Annotated in this window: 12 protein-coding genes; 10 read left to right on the top strand and 2 right to left on the bottom strand. The window is 71.2% G+C overall.

The window, feature by feature from the left end; translation table 11 throughout:
- Positions 1–38: 38 nt before the first annotated feature.
- Positions 39–1,391 (top strand): AAA family ATPase, encoded by a 1,353-nt coding sequence (locus tag WMF22_RS04450; RefSeq protein ID WP_438034946.1) that lies wholly within the window; start codon positions 39–41, stop codon positions 1,389–1,391.
- The gene (locus WMF22_RS04445; RefSeq protein ID WP_438034945.1) at positions 1,391–2,041 is read left to right on the top strand and encodes a hypothetical protein; all 651 of its coding nucleotides are present in this window, start codon (positions 1,391–1,393) and stop codon (positions 2,039–2,041) included. Before WMF22_RS04450 ends, WMF22_RS04445 begins: the two co-directional genes overlap by 1 nt.
- 361 nt (positions 2,042–2,402) lie before the next feature.
- Here the strand turns inward: WMF22_RS04445 and trmB are convergent, their stop codons facing one another.
- Positions 2,403–3,071, bottom strand: a complete 669-nt coding sequence (trmB, locus tag WMF22_RS04440; protein WP_437297866.1) for a tRNA (guanine(46)-N(7))-methyltransferase TrmB — start codon at positions 3,069–3,071, stop codon at positions 2,403–2,405.
- Between the two features lie 111 nt (positions 3,072–3,182).
- Between trmB and WMF22_RS04435 the strand changes: the two genes are divergently transcribed.
- The 7 genes from WMF22_RS04435 to WMF22_RS04405 all read left to right on the top strand — a co-directional run bounded on the left by WMF22_RS04435 (position 3,183) and on the right by WMF22_RS04405 (position 13,943).
- Positions 3,183–5,459, top strand: coding sequence for a hypothetical protein (locus tag WMF22_RS04435; protein WP_438034944.1), 2,277 nt, complete (start codon positions 3,183–3,185; stop codon positions 5,457–5,459).
- 401 nt (positions 5,460–5,860) lie between these two features.
- Complete coding sequence (locus WMF22_RS04430; RefSeq protein ID WP_438034943.1) at positions 5,861–8,200, top strand: TonB-dependent receptor; 2,340 nt, start codon at positions 5,861–5,863, stop codon at positions 8,198–8,200.
- Between the two features lie 177 nt (positions 8,201–8,377).
- Positions 8,378–8,878, top strand: coding sequence for a chemotaxis protein CheW (locus WMF22_RS04425; protein WP_438034942.1), 501 nt, complete (start codon positions 8,378–8,380; stop codon positions 8,876–8,878).
- 167 nt (positions 8,879–9,045) lie between these two features.
- The gene (locus tag WMF22_RS04420; RefSeq protein ID WP_438034941.1) at positions 9,046–9,399 is read left to right on the top strand and encodes a response regulator; all 354 of its coding nucleotides are present in this window, start codon (positions 9,046–9,048) and stop codon (positions 9,397–9,399) included.
- Between the two features lie 108 nt (positions 9,400–9,507).
- Positions 9,508–10,056, top strand: a complete 549-nt coding sequence (locus tag WMF22_RS04415; protein ID WP_437297861.1) for a YfiR family protein — start codon at positions 9,508–9,510, stop codon at positions 10,054–10,056.
- A 142-nt stretch (positions 10,057–10,198) separates the two neighbouring features.
- Positions 10,199–11,764, top strand: coding sequence for a methyl-accepting chemotaxis protein (locus WMF22_RS04410; protein WP_438034940.1), 1,566 nt, complete (start codon positions 10,199–10,201; stop codon positions 11,762–11,764).
- Positions 11,748–13,943 carry a hybrid sensor histidine kinase/response regulator gene (locus WMF22_RS04405; protein WP_438034939.1) on the top strand — a complete coding sequence of 732 codons (2,196 nt, stop codon included), beginning with the start codon at positions 11,748–11,750 and terminating at the stop codon, positions 13,941–13,943. The genes WMF22_RS04410 and WMF22_RS04405 overlap by 17 nt, the downstream gene beginning before the upstream one ends.
- A gap of 30 nt (positions 13,944–13,973) precedes the next feature.
- Here WMF22_RS04405 and WMF22_RS04400 read toward each other — a convergent pair whose 3' ends face one another.
- A complete protein-coding gene (locus WMF22_RS04400) occupies positions 13,974–14,765 on the bottom strand; it encodes an OmpA/MotB family protein (protein WP_437297858.1) in 792 nt (263 codons plus the stop codon).
- A 302-nt stretch (positions 14,766–15,067) separates the two neighbouring features.
- Here WMF22_RS04400 and WMF22_RS04395 point away from each other — a divergent pair, with 302 nt between their 5' ends.
- Complete coding sequence (locus WMF22_RS04395; protein WP_438034938.1) at positions 15,068–15,754, top strand: hypothetical protein; 687 nt, start codon at positions 15,068–15,070, stop codon at positions 15,752–15,754.
- Positions 15,755–16,102 lie beyond the last annotated feature (348 nt).

The following is a 16,102-nucleotide window of genomic DNA, read 5'->3' as shown; positions in this document are numbered from 1 at the left end:
GCTTGACGCGGTGGGCGTCCTCCGCTTCCCTTGGAGCCGTGCCTATCACCGAGCTCCACATCGAAGGCTTGCGCACTATCCAGAACGTTCACCTGCGCCTGAACGGACTTACGGTGCTTATTGGCGACAATGGATCTGGGAAGAGTAGCATCCTGGAAGCGTGCGAGATTCTTCGACGGACGACAGGGCCTCGGTTCCTCGACGAATTCCATGGCATCCACGGCGGACTCACGGCGTTGTTACGCCAGGGCGCGAAGCGGCTTTCAATCGGGCTGACGATCACGCCACGAGCGGGACGGGCCAAGCTTGGAGATATCGAAAGCATCATGACGGACACGTACGAGCTCGTCAAGTACGAGCTAACGCTTGTTCCCACGGGCCCGTTCGCCTCGGTCCATGAAAGAGTGTCTGCCAAGTTCACACCGCAAGGAAGACGACATGTGACTTCCATGGGCGCCCGGAGAAAGAGGGCAAGAAGCGTGAACGAAGGAGCTTCAGGCGCCGAGAATCTGGAGATCCTGTTTGAGCACGAGGGGGACAATTTTGTCTTTTTTGCCGACCGAGCCAAATGGTACACTTCTGGACCGGAAGATGGACGAAACCCATTCCTGGCCGAGCTAAACTACGGCTCATCGGACGACAGCTACGGCGATATCGTGTGGACAACGCTGCACTTCATCGGAAGTCATCTCAAAAATTTCAGCATCCATCTTCCATTCGAAACAACTCCCGCATGGGCGGCCCGCGCACTCGACCGCAAGTCCGCACTTCGCTCCTCGGCCCTTCTCACTCCCGCCGATCACCTGGAAAAGCTGGGCATCAACCTCGCCAGCGCCTACCACGCCCTCAAGAACAGATTCGGCCGCGACCATTGGGACAAGACCCTGGAGTACCTCCGTCTCGGTCTCGGCGAGCGCATCGAGGACGTGGTTACCTGGGCCGACCCGGGCGGTGGCAACATCGGACTCTCGCTCAAGCTGGTCGGTCTCGATCTAGCGATCCCCGCAGCGCAGCTCTCCGACGGCATGCTGTCGTACCTTGCATTCGTTGCGCTCTTCCGCCTCCACACCACGAAGCCTTCACTCGTCACCTTTGATGAGCCCGACCTGCACCTCCACCCGCACCTGCTGATGCGCGTACTCGACATATTCGAGTCAATGGCTCGCGATTGCCCGGTTCTCTTGGCTACGCACTCCGACCGCCTCCTCGACGGCCTTCGTGATCCCGCGAATTCTGTGGTGCTCTGTGAGCTCGACGAGCATGGCGCAACGCGTCTCGTGCGGCCGGATCGGCATATGTTAGAGAGATGGCTGGAACGCTACCGTGGACTCGGTGACATCCGCGCTGCGGGACATGCAGCTTCCGTGCTCACGAAGGCAGAGCTCAGCTGATGTCGGCCTCGGTCACGATCCTCTATGAGGATCAGCGCGCGCACGGCAACAGCTTCGGATTGCATACGCTCGTGAAAGCCTGCGTCCACGATGCGCTGAGCGGCGACAGATATCGAATCGAGAAGATGCTCGCCGACGCGCGCCCACTCAAGGGCGTGCAAAATGTCCTCCGTGCCTGCCGCGAGGAGCTGGATCTCATCGCGATCGACGGGCGCGACGTGATCGCGGTCATCGACAACGATGCCATCCGACATCATCTCAAGTTGCCACGAATGGCGAGCCATGCGGACGTGGAGCAGGAGATCCGGAAAGGGTGCCGTGCGCCGGACCGACTCTTCATTGTCCTGTTGGTACAGAACACCGAGAGCGTGCTCACGGCGGCAGCGGAGTGTGACGCCTCACTCGATCCCAGGCGGGTCGAGCGCGCCGTGGAGCACAAAGACATGCTGGAGCGGGATGCCATCTTCTTGGAGCTGTCACGCGAGCGTGCGCGCATGCGGCGGGACTGCGTGCTCGACAAGATGCCATCGCTTCGCACGCTGATCGATCTGTTGGTCAGCAAGCTGCGCCCCGCTGCTGGTGGGACAGCACCCGCGAAAACCGCCGGTACCCCCAAGGGAAAGCGGACGAGACGTGGGGGGAAGCCATAGCTCTGCCTTGGAAATGGCGAGCTAAGTGCTTGAATTTCCATGCCTGGTGGTGCGCCGCAGGCGCATCGCGTCTACTGCGGGAAGTTGCCCCGGTTCAGCAGAAAAACCGCCAAGCCGCCAAAGACGCCAAGGGGAGAGGGGAAAGCTGGCCGTCCGGGCATTCCCCCCTGTTCCCCGGTTTTCTTGGCGTCTTATGGCGTCTTGGCGGTTCGCTTCCCCGGCCGACTTCCCGCAGCAGAGATAGACGCCTCGAACATGTCCAACGTGAACCATGCTCCAGGTCGATCTGCGCCGATCGCCGACGCGCCGGAGAGCGACGTCGAATTACGAGGCACGCTCGGCCTGCGATGCTTGAGAAGGTCTATCCGTCGCCCGGCGGCATACTGCCCGCGCCCCGCGGCCGCCTCCGGTAGCGCAGCCGGCTCACCGGCAGCCCGTCGGCGATCGCGTGGTGCTCGCGGGGGCTCCGCGCGCCGTAGGGGTTCTCGGCGAGGTGCGGCGATCCGGGCGCGTCGCCCGCCGGCTCGAACGCGGGGTGCGCGCCGATCTGCTCGGCGTACAGCGCGCCGCGCTCCTCGACGTCGGTCTGCACGAAGAGCTCGCCGCCGTCCACGAGCAGGCGCGCGAGGCTGTCGAGCAGCGCCGGGCCCATCACGAGGCGCTTCGTGTGGCGCTTCTTCCACCACGGATCCGGGAAGTGCAGGAAAAACCGCGCGATCGACGCGTCGGGGCGGAGCCGCGCGAGCGCCTCGCGCGCGTCGGCGTTGAGCGCCCGCACGCGGCCGCCTAGGCCGCTCTTCCGCAGGCGCCCGTCGACGATCGCCGACCACTTCAGGCGGATCTCCAGCCCGAGCAGCCGCGCCTCGGGGCTCGCCGCCGCGCGCTCGAACAGGAAGCCGCCGCGGCCGGGGCCGATCTCGATCTCGACGGGGCCGGCGCCGGGGATCAAGGCGTCGATGGAGACGTCGTCGCCGTCAGGGAAGCGAGGCGCGTCGGCGTAGGGGTGGTTCGGGCGCGGCTGGAAGACCATGGAGCCCCGGCGCTCTACCAAATGCCGGCCGCCCCCGCGCGGGAAATCCGCCGGCCACCGGGCGCGGGAAATCGCTGTCCCCGGGCGGCGCGGTGGTATGCGTCGGGCCCCATGGCGGCACCTCCGGCCCCCTCCCGGCTGCGCGCCCTCGCCGCGCGCGCCCTCCCCTATGCGCCCGCCCTCGCCGCGAGCGGCGCGCTCGGCGCGCTCTGCGTCAGGGCGATCCTTGCGCAGGCCGGGCGCCCGGCCCTGCCGCTCGACGACGCGTTCATCCACATGCAGTACGCCCGGCGGCTCGCCGAGGGCGGCTTCTTCAGCTTCGTCGCCGGCGACGGCTACTCGAGCGGCGCCACCAGCCTGCTCTGGCCCGTGCTGCTCGCCCCCTTCCACGCGCTCGGCCTGCGCGATCTCTCGCTCGTCTATGCGGTCTGGGCGCTCGGGCTCGTGTTCCACGCCGCGCTCGCCGTCGAGACAGCGCGGCTCGCGCGCCCCCTCGCCGGCCCCGCGGCCGCCGCCGGCGCAGGCGCGATGTGCGCCGGGTTCGCCGCGTTCGCGTGGTTCGCCTGGAGCGGGATGGAGACGGTCGCCTTCGCCTGGATCCTCACCCGCACCGCCCGTCTGGCAGCGGCGCTCTGCGAGCCGGCACCGCCAGAGGCCGCCACGGACAGCTCCGCCCCCGCGCAGCCGCCCGGCGCGCCCGCGCAGCCGCCCACCGCCCCGATCGCCCGCTCCCTCGCGCTCTGCGGCTTCGTCGCGCCCCTGCTCCGCCCGGAGGGCGCGCTCGCCTCCCTGCTCGCCGCGATCGCGCTCGCCCTCTCGGCGTCACGCGCCGTGCCTCCAGCCCCCTTCCCGGCGCTGCCCCTCTTCGCTCCACCCCTCCCCTCCCCGCCATCCCCCTCCCCGCCATCCCCCTCCCCGCCATCCCCCTCCCCGCCATCCCCCTCCCGCAGCGGCGCTCTCTGGCACTCCGCGCGCTCCGCCGGGCGCCTGCTCGCCCTCGCGCCGCTCCTCGGTCCGCTCGTCGTCCCGGCCTTGAACCTGCTGCTCGCGGGTCACCCGACCTCGTCGACGACGTCCGTCAAGTGGCTGATCGGCAACCCCAACTACGAAGGACCGACGCTCTGGGCCGCGCTGCTCGACAACGTCCGGCTGCTCGTGACCGACGTGATCGACGGCGGCCAGTGGACGGCCGTCTTCCTCCCCGAGGGCTCCGCCGCCGTCATCGCCCTCGGCGCCGTGGCGCTCGCCGTGGCAGGGCACCGGAGGGGCCGCCCAGCGCACGCCGTGATCGTGGGCGCCCTCGCGCTCGGCGCGCTGCTGCCCTGCACGTACCTCAGCTTCCTCTGGAACCGCGTGCGGTACGTCTGGCCCTTCGCGCCGGCGTGGATCGTCATGGCCGCCTGCCTCGCGCGCGAGCTCGGCGACGCCGCCCAGCGGCTCCGGCCCTCGCTCCACTACGTGACGCCCCTCCTCGCCGGCGCGTTCGCCGGCGCCCTGGCCGCGCGGCTGCCGTGGGCCATCGGCGACCTCGCCAACTCCGCCCGCGCCATCGATCGGCAGCAGGTCTGGCTCGGCCGCTGGGCCGCGCGGCACCTGCCGGAGGACGCCAGGGTCGGCGTCAACGACACGGGCGCGCTCGCCTACTTCAGCGGCCGCAGGACCTTCGACGTCGTGGGCCTGACCACCGAGGGCGAGGCGCGCTACTGGGTGGCCGGCGCCGGCTCCAGGTTCGAGCACTACGAGAAGCTGCCCCCGGAGCGCCGGCCGACCCACTTCATCGTCTACCCGCACTGGATGGCGTGCCCGCCGGTGCTGGGCCGCGCGCTGGTCGACGCCACCGTCGAGGACCAGGCCATCCTCGGCGGCACCACGATGATCGCCTACGAGGCGCGCTGGGACCTCCTCGGCTCAGGGGCGCTGCCGGTGCGGTCCGTGCCCGGCGAGCGGATCCTCGACGAGCTCGACGTCTCGGACCTCGAGTCCGAGGCGGCGCACACCTATGCGCTCGATCCGCTCGCGGACCAGCGCAACATGGCCGTCGCGCTCGCCGCGCCCGAGAGCAGCGCGCCAGGGGAGCTCGACGTCACGCGCACGGAGCTCGCGGACGGCGGCCGCTACCACCGGACCGCCGATCGCTTCGTCGCCCGCCTCGCGACGCCCCCCGCCGAGGCGCGCCTCGTGCTCCGGGTGGCCTCGGACGACGGCGCCGAGCTCGCCGTCTCCGTGGCGGGCGAGGAGATCGGCACCATCGACGTGCCGCGCGGACCGTGGGTGGAGCGGGCGCTGCCCCTCCCCGCCGCGCGCCTCGCGACGCTGGCCCCCATCGCCATCACCCTGCGCCGCGGCGCTGGATTCCACGCCTTCCATTACTGGATCACCGGGCGCTGACGCCGGCCCCCAGCGCGGCCGCTCACCGGGGAACACCAACACCACACCTTCTCACATCGACTCCCATCGAGTCGTGCCCCGGGAGCAACTCCCGCTCCCGAGATGCACTCTCGAGAGTCGAGAGCGCGCCGGCGGGCCCGCGGCGCCCCACGTAGAGCGTTCAGGACAGCCGTTGACGCATCCGGGCATTCGTGTAATATCGGGATGTTCGCGCAATACAGCAAGTCAGCGAACAGATCCGTTGCAGACTCGTGGGGGAGGCCGGGCAGCGCGCGCCCGCTGGCGCCGCCGCGTACAGCCATGGCCGGCAGTTCAGGCGTGCCCCAGGACCTCGGGCCGCCGGCACGCCGGCTCGCCCCGATCCCGTGCGCCCTGCCCGGCGCTCGAACGTGGGGAAATCCATGCGCAAGTCGGCTTTGCTCCTCTGCTCGCTGCTATGCCCTCTCGGGGCGGCGGGCTCCTCCTGGGCGCAGACCCCGGGGAGCGAGGCGCTGGCCAGCGGCGATGACGGCGGGCAGGGGCAGTTCCTCTCGCTCGATCTCGAGGAGCTGCTCAACGTGAAGGTCTCGTCGACTGGCTTCTTCGAGACCGAGAGCAAGACGTCGACCGGTCAGGCGCGCCTCTACGACGCGCGCACGCTGAAGCTCTACGCCGTCCGCTCGCTCGACGACCTCTTGCAGGCCCACCAGCCCGGCGTCCTGATCGGCGAGCACGAGCGCACCTCGCGCCTCATCGGCGTGCGCGGCGTGCTCATCGACAACAACGCCAAGACGCTCGTCATGGTCGACGGCGTGAACACGAACATGCGCGCCCATTTCGGCGCCATCGGGAGCACGCTGGCCGTGCCCCTCACCGGAGACATCGAGCGGGTCGAGGTGATCCTCGGCCCCGGCGCCATCGTCCACGGCTCCGGCGCGATCAGCGGCTTCGTCAACGTCCTCAGGCCCACGGGGATCACCCGCCCCGGGCTCTGGGGCAAGGCGTCGTATGCCTCCGGCGACACGCGCACCCTGGAGGTCAGCTACGGCGGCCTGCTCAGCGAGAAGCACAACGCCGATTGCTTCCTCTACTTCGGCCACGCCGACAACGAAGGAGAGCTGCCCCAGGCGCCCCGGCCGGACACCGCGGAGCTGTACGGCAACGCCTACGCAGGCGTCACGACGTCTCCCTTCCTGCGCCACACGCGCGTCAACGCCCTCGGCGAGCCGAGCTACAAGGGCTTCGGCCGCTTCCGCTACGGCTCCGAGCGCAGCCCCGTCAGCGTCGACCTGCGGCTCGACTACGCGCAGACGTCGATGATGGGCAACGCGCCGAACAGGGGCATGACCCGCGAGCAGCTCGCGGGCCAGTGGTCCGACAGCAACACCGGCCATGTGCGGCAGAGGACGTTCGCCGTCACGCCGGAGATCCACCTCCACCTCTCCAGACAGCACAAGGTCGAGCTGGTCCCGACCTTCTCGGCCTTCGAGACGGCCCTCGTCCCGGCCGACTGGGTCGCGGACGAGATGGCGAAGGCGGTGAATCCGGTCCCGGGCGCAGGGGTCCTGCCGGTCGGGGGCCTCGGCGAGGAGCACCGGGACATCAAGGCGGTCTACAAGACGACGGCGCTGCCGAACAGCCAGATCGCCATCGGCGCGTCGGCGAGCCACAAGCGCTTCAGCGGCCAGAGGTCCCGCTGGGGACGGCTCTACGGGACCGCCTTCGAGTCCCCGGAGAGCTTCTCGTGGACCGAGCTCGCCGCGTTCGGCGAGAGCACCGCCACCTTCCACGATCTCACCGTCTCCGCGGGCCTGCGCTTCGATCACACCGAGTTTGGAGAGCTGAACCTCCGCGGGGGCCTCTCGCGCGAGCCCGAGCCGGTGGACAGCCCCTCCTACCGCGTCGCGGCCGCCTACGCGATCAGCGACACGCAGAACGTCAAGCTGTCCTATCAGAAGGGCTTCCGCTTCCCGGACGCCGCTTACTTCAACTGGCTCGAGCAATTCAACGCCGCCTTCGAGGACGAGCCCATCGCGCCGCTGCCCTCGCTCGTTCCGGAGTCCTCCCACCTCGTGGAGCTCGACTATGTCGTGGGCATGCTCGACGAGCGCCTCGCCCTCGACGTCGCGGTCTTCTATGAGCGCTACAAGAACACCCTCGGCTGGGTGTCGTGGGATCAGGTGCGGCCCGAGGACTTCGAGGACCACGTGGCCCACAACCCCAGGCACCCGTCCGCGGGCGGCTGGTGGGGCAGCTTCTCGAACAGCACCGCGGACGTCGACGCCCTCGGCGGCGAGATCGGCGCGATCGCCGACCTCGGCGGCGGGTTCGCGGGGGACCTCTGGTACAGCGTGTCGAAGCCGTTCGGCCCCGAGAGCGACCTCAACATCCTGACCAACTGGGACGGCGAGACCTGGGCGAACTACCCCATCCACCTCGTCAAAGGCCACCTGAGCTACAGCGCCAGCCGGTTCACCGCCGGGCTCGCCGCGACCTTCCGGACCGGCATGAACAGCCACGGATCCAGGGACGCGCCCGCCCACGACACGGACGATCTGCCGCCCAGAGATCGGCTGGCGGCGCGATCGGCGTTCAACCTCGACGCCGCTGTGTCCTTCTCGCCGATCGAGCGCGTCTGGGTCTCCGTGTTCGGCAAGAACCTCACCTTCAACAAGGTCCCTCCACCGTCCTACGCCTCGCACCGGCTGATCATCACCACCGGTCGCCCCTACGTGGGCGCCTCGGTCGAGGCGTCTTACTGACGCCGCCGGCCCGCGCGGGAAGGCGGCCTGCGCGGGAAGGCCGCGCGGGAAGGCCGCGCGGGAAGGCCACGCGCACGACAGCGACAGCAGAACCGACGTAAGAAATCTCCCGACACCGCGCAGCCCGATACGAATGCACCTCCCCGGCGTCTGCCCTTGTGATAAATCGAGGACACCTTGTCCGAAGCAATGAGCCAGGTTCACGATCTGCGCGACGACGCACCGGACAAGGGCCCGCGCGAGAGGGCCGTTGTCGATTTCCTGCTCTTCGACATGGGCGCGGTGACTTTCGCGCTGAGGGCGCGGCAGGTGGAAGAGGTGATCGCGTGGCGCGCCCCCTTGCCGCTGCCGCGCACCGACCCCCGGGTGATGGGTATCCTCCAGGACCGGGGGAGGATCATCGTGATCGTATCGCCCGTCCCCGCGGAGCCGGCGGCTACCCCGCTCCGCATCGTCGTCTGCCGCGCTGCGCGCGGCTACCTGGGATTGCCCGCCGGCAAGACGCGGTGTGTCGCCGCGGTCGAGGTGTTCGGGGAGCCCGCGCCAAACGCTGTCGTCGACACCAGCGAGGGAGCAGTGACCTTCCTCGACGTGACCCACCTGGTCGACGCTTCCGACGCTGCGCCTCGGCCCTTCGTGGCGACGCGCGAAGCTCAGGGCATCTGGTCGAATCCATGAGCGTTCCGAGCTCCCGATCCCCTGCGTCCAGGGCCAGACCGCCGCTCGATTCGGCCGATGAGGCGCCCCCGGCGAGCGCGGCCCCGCTGTCGCGCTCGCCGGCGAGCGCGCCGGCGAGCACGCCGGCGAGCACGTCGACAACCGCGCCGACAAACGCGCCTGTGCTCGTGATCGACGACAGCGAGATCGCCCGAGAAGAGGTGTCTCGCGTGCTGCACGCTGCCGGTCTTCAGGTGCTCGCGCTCCCCTCCCCCATCGGGGCGACGCAGGCCATCGTGCGGCACCAGGTGCGCGTCGTCGTCCTCGACGTCTTCATGCCCACCATCCGTGGGGACCGGCTGCTCACCCTGTTCCGGAAGAACCAGCGGCTCGGGCAGCTCAGCGTCATCCTGATGTCCGGACACTCCGAGCGGGAGCTCGAACAGCTGAAGCTGGAGGTCCAGGCGGACGCGGTCCTCTCGAAGCGCCACCTCGATCGTCTGCCGGCCCTGGTCAAGCGGCTCGCCGGCAAGGAACGCTGACGTGGGGACCGCGGTCGCCTGATGCCACGCCCGTCGAGGATCCGTCCGCGATCGTACAGAGCTCGCCAGCGGAACATGGTGTCTCCGATCTCGACGATTCGAATGCTGATGGCCGCGGCCCTCCTCACGACCGTGAGCGCCGAGAGCCGCTCTGCCGCCTCCGTCCCCTACGAGCTGCGGGGCGCCATCCTCCTGCGGTCGATCGGCTACGAGAGCGGGTTCGCGAGCCGCGCGGGCACGGCCGTGCTCGCGGTCGTCGGGGCGGAGTCGGGCGCGAGCGCGGAGGACGCGAGCGCGATGGCGGCCGTGCTCTCCAGGCTGGCCGCGAAGACGACAGTGGCCAAGCGGCCGGCGTCCGTCCTGCGCGTGACGTACAGCGGAAGGGCCCAGCTGCAGGAGGCGCTGCGCGCCGCCGGCGCCGAGGTGGTCTATGTGGCGCGCGGGCTCGCCGCGGCCATCCCGGACATCCCGTCGCGCGAGGGGGCCGTCGTCCGCATCGTCGTGTGCGGCGACGGCGACGACACGAAGCGCGGCTGCGCCGTCGCCGTGGGGCTCTCGGGCGCGAAGCCCGAGCTCCTGCTGAACGTGAAGCACGCCAACGCCATCGGCCTCCGCTTCGACCCGCAGCTCCTCCGGCTCGCCCGCATCGTCGACTGAGACCCTCGCGGCGTCCGTCACCGGACGCCGCGCATCGCCGCTCGCAGGTCCACGGCTCACGGTTCACGACTCGCGATCTCCCAACGCATCGCCCATCCAGCGCCCCTCGTTCAGCGTCCGCCATCGCCGCCCCTCACCCGCCATGCTCAACTTTCGCTCCATCCGCTGGAAGATCGCCGCCCTCGTCGCGTCGGTGGCCATCGTGCTGTCGGCGCTCGATCTGTGGCTGATCCCCGAGCACGCCGCGCGGGCGAGCGAGGCCGAGCTGCGCGAGCGCGCCGGGATCCTCGCCACCATGCTGAAGGAGCCCATCGGCGTGGCCATGGACCTCGAGCAGCCGCCGGAGACCTTCCCGGACACCCTGCGCACCGCGATGACCGATCCCCTGGTGAGCTGGGTGTCGGTCTACGACGCGAGGGGGCAGCGCATCGCCGCGATCGGCGCGGCGCAGGCGCCCGAGGGCGCGCGGGGCCGGGGCGACGCCGACGTCGTCGTCAGCGAGGCCCCGATCCGGTCGCGGAACGGCGATCGCCAGCTCGGGACGCTGGCCGTCGGGCTGCGCAGCGACCGGATCGCCGAGCGCCGCGCCGACGCGCGCAGGACGATCGCCCTGCAATCGGCGGGGATCGCGCTGCTCGGCCTGGGCCTCGCCTGGGTCATCTCGGCGCGCATGACGCGCTCGATGGCGCACATCAAGGAGGCGGCGGACCGGATCGCCCGCGGCGACGTCTCGGCCCGGCTGTCCCTCAGGATCTCGGACGACGAGCTCGGGGACATGGCCAGCGCGTTCGAGCGGATGAACACCCAGCTGCGCGAGCTCCAGGAGACGGCCGCGCGGGTCGCGGGCGGCGATTTCACGTGCAAGATCACCGGCGACGGGGAGCTGTTCGCCGCGTTCCGCTCCATGGTGACGAGCCTCCAGGAGCTCGCCTCGCGGATCGGCAACACCTCGGCGGAGGTCGCCTCGGCCGCCGCCGGCATGTTCTCGTCGGTGCGCGAGCAGGAGACGAGCGCGTCCCAGCAGAACGCGGCGCTCGAGGAGATCCGGCGGACCGTCGAGGCCCTGACCGCCAGCGCGGATCACATCGCGAAGGACGCGGCCACCGTGCACGAGACGGCGCAGCGGAGCCTCGTCAGCGTCCAGCACACGGCGGAGCAGACGCGCCTCGTCAGCTCCCACTCGGACCGCATCGGCGAGATCCTGTCCTTGATCCAGAGCATCGCCGACAAGTCGGACCTGCTCGCGCTCAACGCCGCGCTCGAGGGCACGAAGGCCGGCGAGGTGGGGCGCGGGTTCTCGCTCGTGGCCGCCGAGATGCGCCGCCTGTCCGAGCACGTCATGGACTCGGTGCGCGACATCCGCAAGCTCGTGGCGAACATGCACGCGGCCTCCCACGCGTCCGTGCTCGCGACCGAGGACGGGATCAAGCTGGCCCGCGACACGGCCGCGGCCGCCGCGCAGATCTCGGACGCGGTGGACCACCAGCGCGAGGGGACGGCGCGGGTCAAGACGGCGATCGTCAACATCGTCGGGGCGGTGAACGACACGCTGACGAGCAGCGTGGCCGCGACGCGCTCGGCCGAGTCGCTGCTCCAGCTGTCGCACGAGCTCAAGACGACGGCGAAGGCCTTCCGGGTCAAGCCGCTGGGGGCGAGGGCCGGCAAGCCCGAGGGCGCGGAGGCGGACGCGGATGAGGAGCCGGGCTGATCTCGTCGCCGCCTTCCACCGGACCATGCCGGACCGCGTGGCCCAGGCGACGGACCTGTGGCTCGGCTACGAGCAGGGCCAGACCGGCAACCTGCAGGTGCTGCGCCGGCTCCTGCACACGCTGAAGGGCGAGGCGCACATGCTGGAGCTCGCCGCGTGCGGCGACCTGGCCGAGCTGGCGGAGGACGTCATCGACGCGGTGCGGGGCGGCGCGCGCCCCACGCAGCTCACCGGCGACAGCCTCCTCGGCGCGCTGGAGGGGCTGGGGCTCCTTTCGGCGAGCCCCGGCGCCGAGGCCGCGCCCGAGCTCGAGATCGTGAAGGAGACCCTCCGCGCCGCGCGCGCGGAGCTCGGCGGCGGCCCGCCCGCCGGCGAGCTCGCGCCGCCGCTCGTGCCGGCGTCGGCGTCGGCGTCGGCGTCGGATTCCGTGCACGAGAGCGTCCTGCCGCCGCGGCTGGACCAGCCCGACGCGCCGCCCGACCCCGCCCAGCCGACCGCCCGCGCGGCCCTCGACGCCGAGGCCGTCGGGGCGCTCTTGCAGGAGCTCCAGCGGCTCCACGGAGAGCGCGAGGTCATCCAGCGGCGGCTCCGCGAGTCCCAGCGCATGCTCCGCGCGCTCCTCGTCGAGATCGACCCCCGCGGCGCGGACGTGGATCGGTTCGCGGAGCGCATCGCGAAGACGCTCGGCTATGGCGCGGAGATCGAGCGCCTCTTGAGCGCCGTCCGGGCGGACTGGTCCAGCAACGAGTTCGCGGCGGGGCGCGCGCTCGGCGAGCTCGACGAGGTGGTCCGGAGGGCGTCGGTCGTGCGCACCGAGCGCCTGCTGAACCAGGTCTCGCTCGCCGCCCGGAGCGCGGCGCGCATGCTGGGCAAGGACGTCGAGGCGCGGGTCGAGGGGACGGGGCTGCTCGACGCGGCCGTGGAGCGCCGCCTCGAGCCGGCGCTGCTGCACCTCGTGCGCAACGCCATCGACCACGGGATCGAGCCGGCGGACGTCCGGGCGCGCCGCGGCAAGCCCGCGCGCGGGACGGTGGCGGTGACCGTGGTCCAGACCGACGCCGCCGTGCGGGTCGAGGTGAAGGACGACGGCGGCGGGGTCGACTTCGCCCGCCTGCGCGAGGTGCTCGCGCCGTCGGTCCCGGGCGCCGCGACCCTCGACGACGCCGAGCTCATCCCGTACCTGTTCGCGCACGGGCTCACGACGAGCCGCAGCGTCGGCGCGATCTCGGGCCGGGGCGTCGGGCTCGACATCGTGGCGCGCGAGATCGGCGCGCTGGGCGGGCAGGTACGGGTCGACTCGAAGCCCGGGCTCGGCACGACGATCGTGCTCGTGGTGCCGAAGAACCTGCACGGCGAGGAGGTGGTCCCCATCTCCAGCGGGCGCTTCCGGTGCGCGGTGCCGACGCACGCCGTGCACTCGGTCGTGCTGCTGGAGGACGAGGAGCTCCTGCGCGCCCCCGACGGGCCGCGCGTGCGCCTGACCAGCGACGCCTGCGCGGAGCTCGCGCCGCTGTACGCGCTCGGGGCGGTGCTCGGCGACGGAGGCCCGCCCGGGCCCGGGGACGCGGCGCTCGTGCTGCACCACGCCGCGGGCCTGTTCGCGGTGAGCGTGGACGGCTACGAGAACCCTCGGCTGGTCGCGCTCGTGCGCTCGGAGGAGATGCCCCTCACCTCGCCGCTCGTGCGCGGGGTGGCGCCGACGGCGGACGGCGAGGCGATGCTGCTCCTCGACGTGGAGCGGCTGTTCGCGTACGCCCGGCAGGCGCCGCGGGACGCGCCCTTCGCCGCCGCCGCCGAGCAGAAGCGGGAGCCGCTCGCGCTGGTCGTGGAGGACGCGCCCGTCGCGCGGGAGCTGCTCTGCGGCATCCTGCGGTCGATGGGGCTGCGCGTGGAGGAGGCGAGCGACGGGCGGGAGGGGCTCGCGCGGGCGCGGGCGGCGCCGCCCGACGTGGTGCTGACCGACCTGGAGATGCCCTACATGAGCGGCCTGGAGATGGTGGCGGAGCTCAGGCGCTCGCCCGGGCTCGCGCGGGTGCCGGTCGTGGTGCTGACGACGGCGGCGCAGGAGCAGAGCGAGGCCGCGCTGCGCGGGCTCGGCGTGCGGGCGGTGCTGTCGAAGCAGCGGTTCGTCGAGGAGGAGCTGCGCCGGATCATCGCGGCCAGCCTGGGGGGCGCGTGACGGCGGGCGCGTAGAGCGCCCGCGCGACCGTCACTTCTCCGCGGAGGCCGCCGGCAGCGCGACGGAGATCTCGACGCGCCCCGGAGGCAGCTTGGTCTCCCCGAGCGCGGCGGCCGCGGGGTCGTGCTCGGCGTGCCCCACCGCCGACAGCCGGGCCCCTGCCACCGAGCACTTGTCCTGGAGCGCCTGCGTGACGGTCGCCGCCCGGACCGCGGAGAGCTCCCACGGCGTCGGATAGGCGGCCTGCAAGGGGGCCGGCACCGAGGCCGGAGGACCGCTGACCGCGCCGACGCGCAGCGGCGCCTGGCCGCCGCCGCTCGCGGACAGCGCGCCCGAGACCTGGCACAGGAGGGCTTGCCCCTGCGGGCTCACGTCGACCGTGTTGGGGAGGAACACCGCGCTCTCCGAGAGCGCGACGAACGCCTGTCCCTCCGCGACCGCGACCGCCGCGACCCCTTTCTTGACGTGCTTGTCGAGCTTCCCCGCGAGCTCCGCCTTGATCTGCCCGACCCGCTCGACGCCCGACTTCTTCGCGGCCTCGGTCTGCTGCCGCTCCGCCTCGCCCTTCTCGATCTGCGCCGTCTTCGCCTGGAGCTCCCCGCGCACCTGGCTCAGCGTCTGTTCGAGCTCTTTGGCCCTCTGGTTCGACTTCCGCTGCTCCTCCAGCAAGAGCACGTGAGCGCGGTGAAGCGGGACGTAATATGCCGCCACAAACGCGGCGGCCGCGACGAGGAGGAGCGCCGGCATCACGCGCATCCAGCGTCGGAAGCTGGACGATCCAGCGCTGTTGCCGGCCGCGATCGCCTCATCCGCGATGTTCATGACTGCCTCCATGCTCCGCCGCCATCGCCGGCGAGGATACCGGCATGGCGAGGATCCCGCCAGCGCCACGGGTCACACCTCACTCATTGCAAAAATCCGCACCGTCTCGAAAGCACGCGGCGCCTCATGTCGGTGTGTACGGTGCGCTCGCGCCGTGGCATCCTCGGGGACGCAAGGGAGGACTTTGTATGAAACCGCCGCCCCTTCCGGCCAGGCGTCCGGCGCCGCCCGTTCCGGCAACCGATGATCGCGAGAGTCTCTGGCACGTCGCGATCGCGCCTGACGACATCAAGGTGCTCACGTTGGACAAGCTCGACGATCTGTTCCGTCTCGACGTGATCGACGAGACGACGAAGATTTGGCGCCCTGGCATGGCCGCCTGGCAGCCGCTCGGCGTCGTGGCGGGAATCGAGCCGACGCCGCCCGAGCCGGCGCAGGTCCAGGGTCCTCCGCCGAGCACGGCGCGCCCCGGCCCGCCTCCGCCCCCCCCGCGCGCCCCTGCGCGGCGGAACATGGACTCCGACCATCCGACGCCGGTGGCGTCGCCCATGTCGTCCACGATGCCGCTCGGCGCCCCGATGTCGCTCGGCGACACGATGCCGCTCCGAGCGCTGGACGACAGCTCGCCTCACCTCGTGACGCGGACCGAGGTGCAGGCGCCGCCCGCGGCGATGCTCGCGGCGTCTCGGCCCACCTCGCCGCCGTGGATGCCGGAGGCGCGGGAGCCGGAGTTGTTCAACGAGTCGCCCTACGCGGCGCCCCGCGCGCGCGAAACGGGCCGGGCGCAGCGCCTGACGCTCGCGCTGTCGGTCGTCGCGGGGCTGGTCGTGACGCTCTACCGCAATGACGTCCTCCTCGACGCCGCGCGCTCCTCCGGGCATCAGGACGTGTATCTGAAGGTCGAGACCGCGCTCGGCGGGCCCGGCTTCGGGACCCCGCGCTCGATCGAGAAGCTCGACATGTCCGCAGAGCCGGCGCCGGCGAAGTAACCCCACCGAGATCCAGCGCTCCTTCGAGCGCCGCGCGACCCCCCACATCTCGAGCTCGGCCGAGCTGCGACGCTCGGCCGTCCTGGCACGGCGACCCGGACACGAAGTCCGCCGAGGCGCAGGCGACGCCACGCGCGCGAGAGCAGCCATGTTCGCGCCACGAGCGACATAGTGGCTCGTTCACGCACAATGTCATCCATCGACATCGCAAATCAACGTTGTCAGTGCGAGCGAGCTCCACATTTGCTATAGTAAAGACCTTACTCTAATCGGGGAGGGCCCTACCGGATGTCTCGCAATCCCCGGTTGTATGCCGTGATTTATCCGGCGCGTCCGCCACGCCATCGC

This window comes from Sorangium sp. So ce204 (assembly GCF_051526795.1).
In the GTDB taxonomy this organism is placed as follows: Bacteria; Myxococcota_A; Polyangia; order Polyangiales; family Polyangiaceae; genus Sorangium; species Sorangium cellulosum_B.
The sequence above is the reverse complement of the archived record's forward strand: the minus strand, read 5'-3'. Positions and strand labels throughout refer to the sequence as shown.

Excerpts from the sequence above, each read along its gene's own strand:
- WMF22_RS04445 (WP_438034945.1), top strand. The coding sequence starts at position 1,391 with ATGTCGGCCTCGGTCACGATCCTCTATGAGGATCAGCGCGCGCACGGC.
- trmB (WP_437297866.1), bottom strand. The coding sequence starts at position 3,071 with ATGGTCTTCCAGCCGCGCCCGAACCACCCCTACGCCGACGCGCCTCGC.
- WMF22_RS04435 (WP_438034944.1), top strand. The coding sequence starts at position 3,183 with ATGGCGGCACCTCCGGCCCCCTCCCGGCTGCGCGCCCTCGCCGCGCGC.
- WMF22_RS04430 (WP_438034943.1), top strand. The coding sequence starts at position 5,861 with ATGCGCAAGTCGGCTTTGCTCCTCTGCTCGCTGCTATGCCCTCTCGGG.
- WMF22_RS04415 (WP_437297861.1), top strand. The coding sequence starts at position 9,508 with ATGGCCGCGGCCCTCCTCACGACCGTGAGCGCCGAGAGCCGCTCTGCC.
- WMF22_RS04410 (WP_438034940.1), top strand. The coding sequence starts at position 10,199 with ATGCTCAACTTTCGCTCCATCCGCTGGAAGATCGCCGCCCTCGTCGCG.
- WMF22_RS04405 (WP_438034939.1), top strand. The coding sequence starts at position 11,748 with ATGAGGAGCCGGGCTGATCTCGTCGCCGCCTTCCACCGGACCATGCCG.
- WMF22_RS04400 (WP_437297858.1), bottom strand. The coding sequence starts at position 14,765 with ATGAACATCGCGGATGAGGCGATCGCGGCCGGCAACAGCGCTGGATCG.